We start from the raw sequence: 13,666 nt of genomic DNA, 5'->3' as shown, positions 1-13,666 counted from the left end.
TGCTATTACTGGCGATTAATTTTTAACACAAACGGCGTATCGTTATAGTGCGTTGAACGATACGGGTTTATATCAAGCCCACCACGGCGTGTATAACGCGCATAAACTTCAAGTTCCTTAATATTGAGCTGAGTGGTCAAGTCACTATAAATACGCTCAACACATTGCTCATGAAATTCATTGTGCGTTCTAAATGAAATCAAGTAACGCAAGAGTGCCTCATGGCATATTTGCTCACCAGTATAACGAATAATTATACTAGCCCAATCTGGCTGCGATGTAATTAAGCAGTTAGATTTAAGCAAATGACTATGCAGGGTTTCAGTAACCAGGGTGTCACTTTTTGATTTAAGTGAGTAGGCGTCAATATCGTAGTTATCTATTTCAATATCTAAATCGTCAATACATTGCCCTGGTAATGGCGTGCAAGGTAAACAGTTATACTCATCAGGTGCGTATAACGTTACCGCTACATCGCTATTTACCGCATTTGATAAGTCTTCAATTAAATGCTGTCTTACCACTTCAATACTTTCAAAGCGGGTTTGATTAAAGCTATTTAAATAAAGTTTAAACGACTTAGACTCAATAATATGGCTGCTTTGGCACGCAAACGTAAATAGCGCCACGGCAACCTGCGGTTTTCCTTTAGCGTTTAACCACGAAAGCTCATAACCTGTCCAAATATCTTGACCTTTAAAGGGCAGCTCGGCTTCGTCAATATTTAAAGCATCACGATTTAACTTGCGGGCAATAGGAAAAAGTAAGCTAGGCGAATATACATCTACGTATTCAGTAGATTGCCCTAACACACTACCTTTAAGGTCTGGAGAATTGCTGTAATCTGTCATGTTTGCTCTTAAATAGTTACAATAGGAACATTATATCTAATTTAAATGAGTTTCGCAGTATGTCTGTTGCAATGCAAATGGCCCAACTTCACACACAATTTTGTGAAAAAACCATTAAAAACACCACTAAATACCCGCTTATGGCACACGATGAGCAATGGCCTAGCCCTTGTGAATTTGGCGAAGTAGACGACCAAGGCAATATTCAATGGAAAAGTGCTTTGCAATCTCCCGCAGGTTCATTATCAGATTTAGCTAACGCACTTGAGCTGAGCTTCCCGGCAGGGTTTGATGAGTTTTACGGGCACATGTATGGCGGCAGTATTTTAGCCAGCATAGAAGGCCACCGTGTTGAGTTATTACAAGCGTGGAATAAAGATGATTTTGACTTGCTGCAACAAAATATTACTGGCCATGTTTTAATGAAACGAAAGTTAAAGCAGCCAGAAACCCTATTCATTGGTTTAACTGAGCAAGATGACCTACTGGTTACCGTGCAGGTAAATACCGGTGAGGTATGTTTAGAATACGTGGGTAAAAAGCCGCATCATGTACTTGCACCCAATATAGAATCGTTTTTAAAAGCGTTAACAGTTTAAAAAGTAGGTGCCAGTTTAATTCACAACTGGCACCTATTAGTTTGTTACTGAAAATCCCACGAAATATTAGAGACCAAGCCACACGGCTCACATCTAAAATCAAATAGCCCAAACCAGGGCTCTGGCAATTTCCACTCACTATTGCAGCTAGGGCATTTACGCTCAAGTTCTGAGGCTTTATCTACACCACCTACACGGTATAAATAGTAGTAAACCGGTTTTTGGGTTAAAAAGCGGATACGTTTGGCAATGTCTTTACCGCGGCGATATAAGTCACTTTGGGTGCTCGATATTTCTTCAAGTGCAGGAAATTCACATCGCGTAGCACCATTAATTTGGATTTGATCGCAGGCCTGCCAATCTTCTTGCCATTTTATGAGTGTTTTATAATCCCCATTGGCAATGGCAGGAATTGTGAATAGCGGCACAGGTAAAAAATCATCACCGCAATAAAGCGGGCTACACGTATGCACGTATGTTGTGTATAAAATATAGCTTGAAGGCGATTTACAGGTATCGGCACCGTTTGAGTGAATGTCTTGGCCAATCACTTTTATTTTAGGGGCAAGTAAGCCTGCACTGTGCAGCTTCTCAATACTGTGTTTTACAAAAGGGCTATTATTTAATGGGTGCATGGCGTCTTCGGTTGGGCACATTACCCGGGTAATAAAATAGCCATCTTTTAGTACAGTTGGGAATTCTTCACCCATAATTTGGCCGTTAAAACGCAGTGCATTAACTAATCGGTTAATGGCTTGCTCTGCGTGCTCTAGGGTGGTGTCTTGGTAGCAGTCAAACGTTAAATCAACAACGAACATCTATAGTCTCAAATTATTTTTGCTCTAGCAGGGCTAGCAATCTATCGAGTTTTTCCTCAATACGATCGAGTTGAGAGAGTTTGGGCTCAACAATGCTCTGCTCAGGGTTTTTCATTAAATTATGAATTGAATCAGGGTTATTTTTATATTGGCTTACTGCGGCAATAATCACCGGCATAGGCACAGGTTGTGCGAGGCGGCTTTTAGTTAGGGCAACAGTGGGGGTTTTGCCTTCTTTAAGAAGGACTTTAATTGCATCAAATACAACTGCATTCATTAGATTTGTAACTCTTTAATGTATAAGCGCAGCAAGCGTTTGCTGCGCGGGTGCTATAGTAGCAACAATACCAAGGCGCATAAAGCCTTAGCATAAGGAGAGGGGGGATTACTTACCTTCTTGGCGAAGCCTTACATCTAGTTCATCGATGACTTCGCTCCATGCGCCATCTTCCGCTAACGATTCTGCTAAAAAGTGCTGCTGCGCTTCATCCCAAAACGGCGCGTGTTGTAAAAGCGTTGTGTCTTCTAGTGAGTGAGAAGCAATAAAATCGTCAATCTGTTGCTCTGAGCTAGGTAAACCCAATTGCGCAAACAACGTTTTCATATCGTGTTTTGTTGTATCCATATTATTACTCCATCTGATTAAATTAAACCAAGCTTAGAGTCAGACTATAGGCTTTGCTAGTTAAACTCTCGCTGAATTGACGATTTTTTTGCTTTGGGTATATAGTTAACAAACGCAGTTGATAAAAAAGCGTACTAACCACTTAATGAGGCATTATCTCTGATGAGGCCATTTTTCAGTGGGGGTTTTACATAATGATAAGGATACACAATGACAGTCAGCACTAATAAACACACGTTAAGCGTACAATACCTTGCCCCAGAGGATATAAGCACGGCAGGCAGTTTAATTTATCAGGCTTATCATGATGACCCACTATTACAAAGTTTATTAGGCTATGATGAACATAACGTGGCTGTTTATGAGAAAAAGCTGCGCTCACTAATACGCGAAGAGCTCAGTGCTTTTTGGCAAGAAAAGCTCCCTTTAATTGGCTTGTACCGCAATGATAAATTAAAAGCGGTGGCGTGTGTATTTGAGTCAAGCAGCCAATTACAACCAGAGCGTTATTGGCATTGGCGCTTAAAGTTAATGCTGAGCGCAGGGTATTTGCAAACTAACCAACTAATAGAAAAAGAGCAAACCATCCGCTCGGCGCTTAATGATATAGGCGATTACTACTATTTAGCGTTTATTGCGGTAGACCCACACGTGCAAGGCCATGGGCTTGGGCGCTACCTGTTACGCGGCTTAGATGATTTAGCAACTCAAAACACAGGAGCCAAAGGGCTTGCCGTTTTTGTTACACGCCAAGAGCATAATACGTTTTTTAAATCAGAAGGATTTAGCACTTATAAAGCACTTGCCTTTAATAAAGTATCTGGAGAGCTTCTTTTTAAGCCTTATGCAAAGTAACCCTGTAAGCGATAAGCGCCATTACGGACATATGCCCGTGAGATATATCTTACATCGGCGTGCGCATTGTCAGTTATGGCCGTTCATAAATACAGCTACACTTGATTAGTGTACTGTTTATAAAGGGATTTTGTATTTTTTCATATATATTACTAAAAATTAATTTTGTTTACCTAGTAGGATGAAAGTCAAACTCGCGTAGTATTTAACGCGTCAAGACGACATAGCTTAATGACTAAGCTACTGCCAAGGATACGGAATAGGCAACATAGCAGGCGCTAGCAGGAAGCATAAAGGACAAGTTAAAAAGGATACAAGGACGAACTAGGAAGTGCACGAAGCGCTTAGTAGTTGGAACTACTTAAGGATATCCATGGATGAAGCTACAGGAAGTAGCAGGAGCGTTAGTTTACGCAGGATGGCCAAGGCGGCAAGTGGATAATGCAGGATGCATTTAAAGTGGCAGGAGCTACTTAAAAGGATGACCAAGGATGATGCTACAGTAAGTAGCCAAGCGTTAGTTTACGCGGGTTAGCCAGGATGGTTATGGATTTTGCAGGACGCAATGTTGAGGGTAAATAGGGTTGTTTACTCGTTCAGGGGATGATAATACGGATTTTGGGTCAAGGATAACAGGCAGGATGCTGTAAGAGTGGGGCGTAACTTTTGTTACGCCTTAGTTTTATGTATTAACCTATTTATTAATTTTGCTCTAACCCCACCGTTTTTAACGATTACAGTTAAATTTTGTGTGGCGGCACAACTACGCTTTTTAGCATTTCATTTTCCATCATTAAAATACCTTGATAGGCATTTTCGCCATCACTTGAAAACTCAAACATAAATTCGCTTTTGATCCCCGGCTTGCCATTTTTTAAAATGCCAAAGCGGCGTTTTGTGCACGCTACGCTCATTAACTGAACCTGTAACTGCTCAGCTTGGCGCGCGGCATGACCGTTAGCTGCTTCTGCTACTTTGCGGTTTAGCCAAAACAAGTAAATTACAGCGCCAATAGCGATAAACGTCCACAAAGTAGCCATTAAGAGAACAACCTTCCAATTGCGCGAGCGAGGGTTTCGCTGCGATTTTCTTTACGTAATAAGCCTAATAAGTGTGGGCGTATAGTGGGTATTGCAACTAAATCAGCAAATATACTGGGAAATAGCTCGGCAATTTGCTGGTGGTGCGCACAATTATCCATAAAAATATGTAAGCGCTCAGGCTCTTCTAGTTGAGTAAAACAACGCCCTGCAATTGTTAAAAGTACGTCAGAGTCCGTGCCAACAGATGAGCTTAATGCAGCATCTACTAGTTGTGTACACAGCCCTTGCGCTTGGCCTTTTGAAAGTGAGCGCAGTGCGGCGGTGAGTGCAATAGTATCTTTATTTTCAATGGCTGTTTGGCCGTAAGCAAGTAACAGCTCACTGAGTGATGGCGGTATTTCAACATGTTCAAGCATGGCGCTCAAAGGCTGTAAAACCTCAAGCGGTAAATGCGGCCAAGCTTTTTGCAAGTTTGTTAAGTTATTGTCGTTATCTAGGCGTAGTGCATAATCAGCAATACCTTGTAGCGCAACGCTTTGCCAGTCATCAAAACCTAAAGTGCCACTAAAGTATAGCTGCGTATGCTCGTAATATTTAGAGGCTGGTTGCTTTAACAATACTTTAAGTTGAGCGTTAAACGCCGCTAACTTATTTGCATTAGGGGTAAACACATACGGGTTATTATCTAGCTTACCATCGGCTTGCTCGCCAGTAATTTCGCTGCCTAGGGCCTCAATTACCATATTAGCGAAATGATCGCGGCTCGCGCTCACTAATTTACTTTGCTCATCAAGTGGAAATTTTAAAAACCATACATACGGTTCTTTACTTGCTTTGCTATCCCAAAATTGAATGGCCAGCCATGCATGCCCTGCAAGCGGATAAGGATAAGGAACTTGGGCTTGCTCAATAGCTAAAAATTGTTTTTTATCAAGCTTAGTAATATGCCTGCCAATATCAAAAGCACGCCATTGTGTACCGGCGCCATCTAAAAGTTGGCCAAGTGTCGCTATGTGTTCGCTCATCGTTATCTCAATTGTTTTTACTGCAAAATTACCTCAATTATACGCCATAGCAGGCATTGAGGGAACAGGGTATAATTGCCCTATAATGTAAAAAGAAGAGTGGTTATGTATCAGCAAACGCAAGCTTATTTAAACCAATTAAGCACCCTTTTAAAAAAACATAAGCTGTGGCAAAGCACGCCAATAGAGGCGCACAAATTACAATCTCAAGTGCCTTTTTGTCACGATACCATGGCATTTGAGCAATGGTTACAGTTTGTATTTATTGAAAAAATGCAGCAATTAATAACGCTTAACCAGCCATTGCCGCAAAATTTTGCCATTGCGCCTATGGCAGAAATGGCGTTAGTGGGTATAACCGGTAGCGGCGAAATTATAAAGCTACTTAGTGAATTTGATGCTTTTTTAGGTCAACCCCATGACTGAAAAGGGTGAATCTGTAGAGTACGGCGAGCTTAACATTCTTTACCAAGACGAATACTTTGTTGCCATAGATAAGCCCGCAGGGTTATTAGTCCATCGCTCTTTTTTAGATAAACACGAAACTCAGTTTGCAATGCAGATGCTGCGCGACCAATTAGGGCAACATGTTTTTCCGGTGCACAGGCTAGATAGGCCGACATCGGGCGTGTTGCTATTTGCGCTAAGCTCAGAAGCGGCTCGTGACATGAATCAGTTATTTATTGAAGGCACGATTACAAAACGCTATTTAGCCCTTGTACGCGGTTTTGCGCCTGAATCTGTGTTTTTAGATAAACCATTAAAAGAAGAGCTAGATAAAATAGCTGATAAATTTGCCACACAAAATAAAGCGCCACAAGCGGCGCAAACGCAATTTAATTGTTTGCATCAAGCCACGCTACCTATTCCTATTGGTAAATACCCCACGGTGCGTTACTCGCTGGTAGAGTGTTTTCCAAAAACAGGGCGAAAGCATCAAATTAGGCGTCATCTTAATCATTTGTCGATACCCATTATTGGTGATGTAAACCATGGTGATAATCAGCATAATCAATTTTTTAGGGAGCATTTTGCACTGAGGCGGTTAATGCTATTTGCAACGCAGCTTAGTTTTGTGCACCCTTACACGCATAAACCCATCGTAATTAAAGCGCCACTAGATGAAGACATGCTCAAAGTCTGTAAGCAACTAGGTTGGCCACAGCAAGAAAAGGATTATTAATGGCACATATTAGTATTTTTGTAGGCAGCGTTAACGGCGGCGCAGAACGTTTAAGCTACGACGTTGCAAATGCAATTGAAAAAGCAGGGCATACTGCGAGCGTTATTAGTGAGGCCTCACTTGATGATATTAAAAACGCCTCGCACATATTAGTTGTTACCTCAACTACAGGGCAAGGTGATGTACCGAGTAATTTATCAGGGCTTTACTTTGCTATGAATAGCACATTTCCGATGCTAACCGATAAGCCATTTGGTGTGATAGCCATGGGCGATAGATGCTACGGCGATACCTTTTGCGGAGCAGGGCGCAGCTTTGATGAGCTACTACGTGACTTGCAAGCTAAGCCGGTAGGAAACCGTTTAGAAATAGATGCCTGCGAAGACTTTGAGCCATGGCCTGTAGCAGAGCCGTGGTTAAAAGCGTGGCTTGAAAAGCTACCGGCTTAATTTAATTTTAGTCCCATCTAATAAATCTTAAGTATTAAAAAAGGAGCGCATGCGCTCCTTTTTAGTTTTTATTAAACAGTGGGTTAACTGCTTCTTACATCAACCTTAAGCTTTAACTTTTGACCCGGTTGTAAGTATTTTTGACCTGCTAAGTTATTCCACTTAATAATTTCGTTCACGGTTAAATTAAATTTAGACGCAATACGAGCAAGCGAGTCACCACGTCGTACTTTGTAGGTAATGGTGCGATTGGTACTTGCAGTTGCTTGTGGTTTACTCGCTGATTTATAAACAGTGAGCTTTTGATTTAATCTAAGTACTGCATTTTTCTTCAACTTGTTCCACGAGGCAAGCTCATCCATGGTGACATCATATTCGCGGCTAATGTCCCACAAGGTATCGCCACTTTTAACTGTGTGTGACAGCTTAGTACGGGTTGCTTTGTTGGCAGCTAAACGCATTTGTTTAGGTAAATGCTCGCTATTAATTGCCCCATCGGTCAAGGGGACTAACAATTGCTGGCCAATACGTATGGTGTTTGAGTTTAATTTGTTAAGCGAGCGAATAGCACTGGTGCTGGTGGTAAACTTTTTAGCTATAACCGATAGGCTATCACCGCGCGCCACTGTGTATTGTTGCCAGCGTAAGCGGTCTTTCACATCGGTTTGTGCCAGCTTTTGGCTAAATTGCTTAGCTTTATCGGTGGGTAACAGTAAAAAATGCGGACCATTAGGATCCGTTGCCCAGCGGTTAAAACCTGGATTGAGACGATACAACTCGGTAAGAGTCATATCAGCCATATCTGCGGCAAGCGCTAAGTCAATCTGCGTGCCTATATCAACCACTTCAACAACTTGCGCGTTGATAATGGGCTTCCATTTAACATTAAACTCATCAGCACGTTTTAGTAAATCGGCAAGAGCTAAAAGCTTTGGTACATAGGCGGTGGTTTCGCTTGGTAAATCTAATGACCAAAAGTCGGTGGGCAAATGCTTTTTACGATTTTTCTTAATCGCACGCATTAAACGCCCTTCGCCTGAATTATAAGCGGCAATGGCGTTTAACCAATCGCCTTCAAGGGTTTTGTGTAAATACGATAAGTAATCAAGGGCAGCACGCGTAGATTGCACTATGTCGCGTCGGCCGTCGTACCACCAGTTTTGTTTTAAATCAAAACGCTCGCCAGTGGCTGGCATAAATTGCCAAATACCCGAAGCACTGCGATTAGAGTAGCCAAATGGGTCAAACGCGCTTTCTACAATAGGTAAAAGGGCGATTTCGATAGGCATTTCGCGCTTTTCTACTTCTTCAACAATAAAGTGTAAGTAAGGTTCTGCGCGTTTTGAAATACGGTCTAAATAAGCTTGATGACGCGCATAGTAATTACGCTCGGTAACAACAGGGCGGTTTTGCGGTACATCAATAGACAGCTGGTAGCGAATGCGCTCCCACACATCGTCAAAAACGGGGGTGTCTTCGCTCTGTTCAACGTGTTGATATTGCTCGTTTACCATCAATGCATTGTTAATATCGTTAGGGCTTGCGCCTTCTAAGCGCTTATTTGCTTGGGTAGCAGCTTGTGCGTCTGAATCTACGGTTGTTAATGTTTGACAACCACTTAGCGCAAGCGCCAAGGTAATTAATAGAGGAGATTTATTCATATATACCAATACATCAGGTAAAAAAACTCGGCGAATACTACCCGTTATGAGTCAACATTGCCACTTAACGACCAACTTTAACATGTTGATAAAACCATGCGCTATTTTTAAACCCATGGTTTTAATTAGCTCAAAGCAAAACATGATGCTGCAAAATTAATTACAACAGGTCAACATACCTTAACTAAAAGTTGTCTTTGAAAAGTCTCAGACTAGCAAAGTTTTCCCATGGTTCATTGTTTTTTGTAACCAGCATAAATTCTTTTGGAATTAACTCTGTAATAGTAGGTAGGTCACTGCGCATAAACGGGTTAATTTTAAGCTCTTGGCCTATTGTACTTGGCAGTGTAATTTCGCTTTTAGCGCGCTGCGCATCTACTTTATCGCTGTATTGGAGTAGCTCAGGGTTGCGCGGCTCAACGGCTTTTGCAAATGCTAAATTGGCTTGCGTGTATTCATGCGTACAGTACACTTTGCAGGTTTTAGGTAGCTCACGCAGCTTATTAAACGAGTGCCACATTTGCTCAGGCGTGCCTTCAAATAGTCGTCCGCAACCACCACTAAAAAGTGTGTCGCCGGTAAAGGCCAACTCTTCGTGAATATAACAAATGTGATCAAGCGTATGACCAGGGGTGGTAATAATGTTAAAGCGAGTACCTAAAATCTCAATACTTTCGCCATTAAGCAGCTTATTAGTGATCCCCGCGAATGGGCTATTTTGAGGGCCGTAAACAGTAATGTTCGAAAATTGCTTCACAAGCTCGGTGACGCCGCCGGTGTGATCGTTATGATGATGGGTAATTAAAATGCCACCAAGTTGTAAATCATGCTCTGCTAAATGCGCCATAACGGGCTGGGCGTCGCCTGGGTCAACTACCCATGCTAGGTCGCTGTTATGGGTAGTTAAACACCAAATATAATTGTCAGAAAATGCTTTAATTGCTTTAACTTGCACCATAGTAATTTGCTCTATAAAGTGACGGATAACACCTAGTATAACGAGCTATAAAAATGAAACCAGCCCTTAGTTTTCAAGAAGGACCCAAACCGCTGTCGTGGCAGCAGTTCCCTCATGGGGATTATTTACGTGCTGATATTGAACAAAAAATGGATCAATGGCTGGGGCGTATGTTTGGTTACCACATGCTTAAATTAGGTAATTTAAGTGGTGAGCTTAATACCAGCGTAAGCACGATAAAACACCAAGTATGTGTTGCCGAAGAGGGGCCTTACACAGGTGTGATAGCCGATATAGACGAGCTGCCTTTTTATGAGCACAGTGTTGATGCGTGTATTTTAAGTCACTGCTTAGAGTATCACTCAGACCCCCATCATATTTTGCGAGAGGCGCACCGCACGCTGATACCCGGTGGATACATTGTTATTTCCGGGTTTAACCCATTTAGTTTATGTGGTTTGGCGCAAATGTTGCCATTTAGTGGCCAAAAACTGCCGTGGACGGGGCGCTTTTTTACACCCGCACGGGTAAAAGATTGGCTTAACTTATTGGGGTTCGAGATTATTAACGACGAACGTTTTATTTACTCATCCCTTGCGCGTGGCAACAGGTTATCACGTTTTGCTTTTTGGCGTAGTTTTGCCAAACAGTATTTAAAACCTATGGGCAGTGTGTATATGCTGGTTGCGCGAAAACGTGTGGCTCCGCTCACCCCCATAAAACCTAAATGGCATGCAAGGCCGCAGTTTTCGCCTGTAAAAGGGGCAGGGCTTAGGCAAACGTCAAAGCAGCACTTTAAGCGCTGCAATAACAAAAATAATAGCTAAGGCTGATAACCCACATCATCAAGTAAATCTTTACTGCCTGCAGCATCGCGGGCTAAATCATCCACTATTTCATTATATTTATGCCCACTGTGTCCTTTAACCCATTTCCAGGTCACGGTGTGTTCGCTGCAGGCGCTATCAAGACGTTTCCACAAATCAACATTTTTTACCGGTTTTTTTGCCGATGTTTGCCAGCCTCGCTTTTTCCAATTTGCAAGCCAAGACTCAATGCCTTGCTTAACATATTGGCTGTCTGTTGTGAGGTTAACGGTGCATGGGCGAGTGAGTGTTTCAAGAGCAACAATAGCAGCAAGCATTTCCATACGGTTGTTGGTTGTAAGCTTGTAGCCTTGGCTTAGCTTTTTTTCGTGACCGTTATAAATCATAAAAATACCATAACCACCTGGGCCCGGATTACCTAAACATGAGCCATCGGTGTAAATCTCTACGGTTTTTTGCACTGTTTTACCTTGATATTATGTACAATAAAGTGATTATAGAAAGATACCAGAGTCAGGCTAAATTCGATATGGCACGCAGACAAATAGTTTTAGATACAGAAACCACCGGCATCGACCCCAAACAGGGGCACCGCATTATAGAAATTGGGTGTGTAGAGTTAATAAACAGGCGCCTAACCGGTAATAATTTTCATGTTTACATTAACCCACAACGCAGCATTGAAGAAGAAGCGATAGATGTTCACGGTATTACCAATGAGTTTTTACGTGATAAACCCCTTTATCGTGATATAGCGCAAGAGTTTTTTGACTACATTAAAGGCGCTGAGCTTGTAATACATAACGCGGCGTTCGATGTGGGCCACATGGATAACGAATTTGCGCTACTTAACCAAGGCTATCCCAATACCCACGAGTACTGCCAAGTTCTCGACACCCTTAAAATGGCGCGTGACTTGCATCCAGGTCAAAAGAATAACCTTGATGCGTTATGCCGTCGTTACGATATAGACAACGCAAAGCGAACATTACACGGCGCACTACTGGATTCTGAAATTTTAGCCGATGTTTACTTAGCCATGACTGGCGGGCAAACCAAGCTAAACTTGAATCAAAATAAGGATGACGATAGCGAGCAACAGACGGGCGGCATAAGGCGCTTAAATAGTGAAAGAGCCCCTTTAGTTGTGTTGCGCGCAAACGATGCTGAGCAAAGCGCACACGAAGCACGACTCGATCTTGTAAACAAAGAAGGCGGCCACTGTTTATGGCGCGCTGAATAGGGCCAACTATGAAAACGATGTATTTTATAACTGCACTGTGCGCTACCTCGCTGTTTAGCGCCAGTGCGTTTGCCGTTAAACAAGTAGAGTTACTAAAACGCGACGGCCAACAAAATGAAATACCGCTGCTAGATAACCGTTTTCGCATAGACAGCCAATTAGACGAAATAACCTTACTCTTTTTCAGAAAGTCGGGCTCGCCTGCGGTGATTTTAGTTAGGCCCGATGGAAGTAAGTACTTTGCTACTAACGCCGTAAAAGATCCCAACCTCGATTGGTTTGATGAGCTTAGTTACGATTTAATCACCATACAAAATCCTATGGCTGGGCCATGGCAAGTAATTGGGCGTATTTCACCAGACAGCCGGATCGTAGTATTAGGGGAGGTGTCTTTAAAAGCGCAGCCGTTACCCCCTATGTTGTTTAGAGGTGAAACAATAAAAATCACCGGTGAAATTTTAAATGATGACGAGCCTATTGATGCCAATTTATTTAAAGATGTAGTAAGTCTAAATGTTGACTTTGTCAGCACTAACGATGAAAGCTATGCAAACTTTGGAGCAGGCATTCAAGAGGTGGCCGAATTTAAAGACGATGGCCGTGGCTTTGACGAACGCCCCAAAGATGGCGTATTTACAGGTGAGTTTAAATTAGACTTTCCTGCAGGGCAGTGGACGCCAGAGCTTTATATCGCGACTCCTTTATTACAGCGACGCATAGTGCAAGACCCGATTATTGTGCATGAACCGCCATTCGAATCTGAAATAACACTGGCAGAGGGTGATATCGACGATCACCAGCTAACTATTAATATAGACAGCAGCATAGTCAAACCCGACACCGTCATTGTGCAGGGGAAAATTTATTACCCTAACAATGAAGAGCAAATGTTTACCATTGATGCGCAAGCCGGTGATACACGACAGCTGGCAATTAAAAACTATGATTGGGGAAGATACAGCGTTGAACTGTCTGTTTTTGGTACTAATATAAACGGGCGTGAGTTTATGGCCACAATACCAACGTACAAGTTTGAGATAGAAAGACCCATAGAAGCAGTGCCCGAAATAGACCCAGCTACGCTGATTGATCAAAACCTCCCTTTGGAAACAGAGCCCGTTGAAGAAAAAATGGCCACTTCTACATTAGTGACTTTAATCGTGGGCTGTAATTTGCTCATTTTATTGTTAGGGTGGTTAGCAATTCGTATTTTTGTACAGAAAAAGCCAATCAAATTTAACTTTAAACTGCCTTTTTTAAACAAAAAGAAAGCAATTGATGAAAGCAGTACCGACACAGAAAAAAATCAAGTCGGTAAAAATGGCTCAAAAAGTGACAAATCAGGTGAAATTTTAAACCTTTCGATGTCAGATGACTAAAAAACCTGTAAAAAAACAAAAAAGCCCTTGACGAAGTCGGGGCTGATTCGTATTATTCACGCCGCTGCAAAGGGAGACCTAAGCAGAAACGAAAATGCGGAGTGGTAGTTCAGTTGGTTAGAATACCGGCCTGTCACGCCGGGGGTCGCG

The 13,666-nt window shown here is 42.3% G+C and carries 17 protein-coding genes; 8 read left to right on the top strand and 9 right to left on the bottom strand.

Going from position 1 to position 13,666, the window contains the following annotated elements; genetic code table 11:
* Nucleotides 1-5 precede the first annotated feature (5 nt).
* Entirely contained in the window at nt 6-851 is an 846-nt protein-coding gene (gene queF, locus AABI99_RS03540; RefSeq protein ID WP_338363392.1) for an NADPH-dependent 7-cyano-7-deazaguanine reductase QueF, read from the bottom strand.
* 59 nt (nt 852-910) lie between these two features.
* Here queF and syd point away from each other — a divergent pair, with 59 nt between their 5' ends.
* Complete coding sequence (gene syd / locus AABI99_RS03535) at nt 911-1,450, top strand: SecY-interacting protein (RefSeq protein ID WP_338363391.1); 540 nt, start codon at nt 911-913, stop codon at nt 1,448-1,450.
* Between the two features lie 44 nt (nt 1,451-1,494).
* Here the strand turns inward: syd and AABI99_RS03530 are convergent, their stop codons facing one another.
* The 3 genes from AABI99_RS03530 to AABI99_RS03520 all read right to left on the bottom strand — a co-directional run bounded on the left by AABI99_RS03530 (nt 1,495) and on the right by AABI99_RS03520 (nt 2,893).
* Nucleotides 1,495-2,268, bottom strand: coding sequence for a Zn-ribbon-containing protein (locus AABI99_RS03530; RefSeq protein WP_338363389.1), 774 nt, complete (start codon nt 2,266-2,268; stop codon nt 1,495-1,497).
* 13 nt (nt 2,269-2,281) lie between these two features.
* Complete coding sequence (locus tag AABI99_RS03525) at nt 2,282-2,545, bottom strand: hypothetical protein (RefSeq protein ID WP_338363387.1); 264 nt, start codon at nt 2,543-2,545, stop codon at nt 2,282-2,284.
* Nucleotides 2,546-2,653: 108 nt separating this feature from the next.
* On the bottom strand, nt 2,654-2,893 hold the full coding sequence (locus tag AABI99_RS03520; protein WP_055013909.1) for a DUF2789 domain-containing protein: 240 nt from the start codon (nt 2,891-2,893) through the stop codon (nt 2,654-2,656).
* Between the two features lie 210 nt (nt 2,894-3,103).
* On the opposite strand from AABI99_RS03520, the gene AABI99_RS03515 reads away from it, so the two are divergent.
* On the top strand, nt 3,104-3,748 hold the full coding sequence (locus AABI99_RS03515; protein ID WP_338363383.1) for a GNAT family N-acetyltransferase: 645 nt from the start codon (nt 3,104-3,106) through the stop codon (nt 3,746-3,748).
* Nucleotides 3,749-4,488: 740 nt separating this feature from the next.
* Here the strand turns inward: AABI99_RS03515 and AABI99_RS03510 are convergent.
* Together AABI99_RS03510 and AABI99_RS03505 are read right to left on the bottom strand one after the other, a co-directional pair.
* Entirely contained in the window at nt 4,489-4,788 is a 300-nt protein-coding gene (locus AABI99_RS03510; protein WP_338363380.1) for a DUF3301 domain-containing protein, read from the bottom strand.
* Entirely contained in the window at nt 4,788-5,816 is a 1,029-nt protein-coding gene (locus AABI99_RS03505) for a DUF3549 family protein (protein ID WP_338363378.1), read from the bottom strand. The genes AABI99_RS03510 and AABI99_RS03505 overlap by 1 nt, the downstream gene beginning before the upstream one ends.
* Before the next feature lie 105 nt (nt 5,817-5,921).
* Between AABI99_RS03505 and AABI99_RS03500 the strand changes: the two genes are divergently transcribed.
* From AABI99_RS03500 to AABI99_RS03490, 3 genes are read left to right on the top strand one after another with little or no spacing between them, the layout of a single operon-like run.
* Nucleotides 5,922-6,242, top strand: coding sequence for a YqcC family protein (locus tag AABI99_RS03500; RefSeq protein WP_338363376.1), 321 nt, complete (start codon nt 5,922-5,924; stop codon nt 6,240-6,242).
* A complete protein-coding gene (gene truC, locus AABI99_RS03495) occupies nt 6,235-6,999 on the top strand; it encodes a tRNA pseudouridine(65) synthase TruC (protein ID WP_338363374.1) in 765 nt (254 codons plus the stop codon). The genes AABI99_RS03500 and truC overlap by 8 nt, the downstream gene beginning before the upstream one ends.
* Nucleotides 6,999-7,448: a flavodoxin gene (locus tag AABI99_RS03490; RefSeq protein ID WP_338363372.1), complete on the top strand. Its 450-nt coding sequence runs from the start codon at nt 6,999-7,001 to the stop codon at nt 7,446-7,448. The genes truC and AABI99_RS03490 overlap by 1 nt, the downstream gene beginning before the upstream one ends.
* Before the next feature lie 83 nt (nt 7,449-7,531).
* Here the strand turns inward: AABI99_RS03490 and AABI99_RS03485 are convergent, their stop codons facing one another.
* Both AABI99_RS03485 and gloB read right to left on the bottom strand, forming a co-directional pair.
* Nucleotides 7,532-9,109 (bottom strand): LysM peptidoglycan-binding domain-containing protein, encoded by a 1,578-nt coding sequence (locus AABI99_RS03485; RefSeq protein WP_338363370.1) that lies wholly within the window; start codon nt 9,107-9,109, stop codon nt 7,532-7,534.
* Nucleotides 9,110-9,293: 184 nt separating this feature from the next.
* The gene (gene gloB / locus AABI99_RS03480) at nt 9,294-10,067 is read right to left on the bottom strand and encodes a hydroxyacylglutathione hydrolase (RefSeq protein WP_338363368.1); all 774 of its coding nucleotides are present in this window, start codon (nt 10,065-10,067) and stop codon (nt 9,294-9,296) included.
* Nucleotides 10,068-10,120: 53 nt separating this feature from the next.
* Here gloB and AABI99_RS03475 point away from each other — a divergent pair, with 53 nt between their 5' ends.
* Nucleotides 10,121-10,894 (top strand): methyltransferase domain-containing protein, encoded by a 774-nt coding sequence (locus AABI99_RS03475; RefSeq protein WP_338363366.1) that lies wholly within the window; start codon nt 10,121-10,123, stop codon nt 10,892-10,894.
* On the opposite strand, the gene rnhA is transcribed toward AABI99_RS03475, so the two are convergent.
* Complete coding sequence (gene rnhA, locus AABI99_RS03470) at nt 10,891-11,355, bottom strand: ribonuclease HI (RefSeq protein WP_338363364.1); 465 nt, start codon at nt 11,353-11,355, stop codon at nt 10,891-10,893. The two genes, AABI99_RS03475 and rnhA, sit on opposite strands and share 4 nt — an antisense overlap.
* A 68-nt stretch (nt 11,356-11,423) precedes the next feature.
* Here rnhA and dnaQ point away from each other — a divergent pair, with 68 nt between their 5' ends.
* Together dnaQ and AABI99_RS03460 are read left to right on the top strand one after the other, a co-directional pair.
* On the top strand, nt 11,424-12,137 hold the full coding sequence (dnaQ, locus tag AABI99_RS03465; RefSeq protein ID WP_338363362.1) for a DNA polymerase III subunit epsilon: 714 nt from the start codon (nt 11,424-11,426) through the stop codon (nt 12,135-12,137).
* A gap of 8 nt (nt 12,138-12,145) precedes the next feature.
* Entirely contained in the window at nt 12,146-13,516 is a 1,371-nt protein-coding gene (locus AABI99_RS03460) for a TIGR03503 family protein (RefSeq protein ID WP_338363360.1), read from the top strand.
* Nucleotides 13,517-13,666: the final 150 nt, after the last annotated feature.

The sequence above is a fragment of the uncultured Pseudoalteromonas sp. genome, assembly GCF_963922945.1.
Lineage (GTDB): Bacteria > Pseudomonadota > Gammaproteobacteria > Enterobacterales > Alteromonadaceae > Pseudoalteromonas.
Note: the sequence above shows the minus strand (reverse complement) of the source record. Positions and strands in the feature narration are given on the sequence as shown.

Excerpts from the sequence above, each read along its gene's own strand:
- queF (WP_338363392.1), bottom strand. The coding sequence starts at position 851 with ATGACAGATTACAGCAATTCTCCAGACCTTAAAGGTAGTGTGTTAGGG.
- syd (WP_338363391.1), top strand. The coding sequence starts at position 911 with ATGTCTGTTGCAATGCAAATGGCCCAACTTCACACACAATTTTGTGAA.
- AABI99_RS03530 (WP_338363389.1), bottom strand. The coding sequence starts at position 2,268 with ATGTTCGTTGTTGATTTAACGTTTGACTGCTACCAAGACACCACCCTA.
- AABI99_RS03525 (WP_338363387.1), bottom strand. The coding sequence starts at position 2,545 with ATGAATGCAGTTGTATTTGATGCAATTAAAGTCCTTCTTAAAGAAGGC.
- AABI99_RS03520 (WP_055013909.1), bottom strand. The coding sequence starts at position 2,893 with ATGGATACAACAAAACACGATATGAAAACGTTGTTTGCGCAATTGGGT.
- AABI99_RS03515 (WP_338363383.1), top strand. The coding sequence starts at position 3,104 with ATGACAGTCAGCACTAATAAACACACGTTAAGCGTACAATACCTTGCC.
- AABI99_RS03510 (WP_338363380.1), bottom strand. The coding sequence starts at position 4,788 with ATGGCTACTTTGTGGACGTTTATCGCTATTGGCGCTGTAATTTACTTG.
- AABI99_RS03505 (WP_338363378.1), bottom strand. The coding sequence starts at position 5,816 with ATGAGCGAACACATAGCGACACTTGGCCAACTTTTAGATGGCGCCGGT.
- AABI99_RS03500 (WP_338363376.1), top strand. The coding sequence starts at position 5,922 with ATGTATCAGCAAACGCAAGCTTATTTAAACCAATTAAGCACCCTTTTA.
- truC (WP_338363374.1), top strand. The coding sequence starts at position 6,235 with ATGACTGAAAAGGGTGAATCTGTAGAGTACGGCGAGCTTAACATTCTT.
- AABI99_RS03490 (WP_338363372.1), top strand. The coding sequence starts at position 6,999 with ATGGCACATATTAGTATTTTTGTAGGCAGCGTTAACGGCGGCGCAGAA.
- AABI99_RS03485 (WP_338363370.1), bottom strand. The coding sequence starts at position 9,109 with ATGAATAAATCTCCTCTATTAATTACCTTGGCGCTTGCGCTAAGTGGT.
- gloB (WP_338363368.1), bottom strand. The coding sequence starts at position 10,067 with ATGGTGCAAGTTAAAGCAATTAAAGCATTTTCTGACAATTATATTTGG.
- AABI99_RS03475 (WP_338363366.1), top strand. The coding sequence starts at position 10,121 with ATGAAACCAGCCCTTAGTTTTCAAGAAGGACCCAAACCGCTGTCGTGG.
- dnaQ (WP_338363362.1), top strand. The coding sequence starts at position 11,424 with ATGGCACGCAGACAAATAGTTTTAGATACAGAAACCACCGGCATCGAC.
- AABI99_RS03460 (WP_338363360.1), top strand. The coding sequence starts at position 12,146 with ATGAAAACGATGTATTTTATAACTGCACTGTGCGCTACCTCGCTGTTT.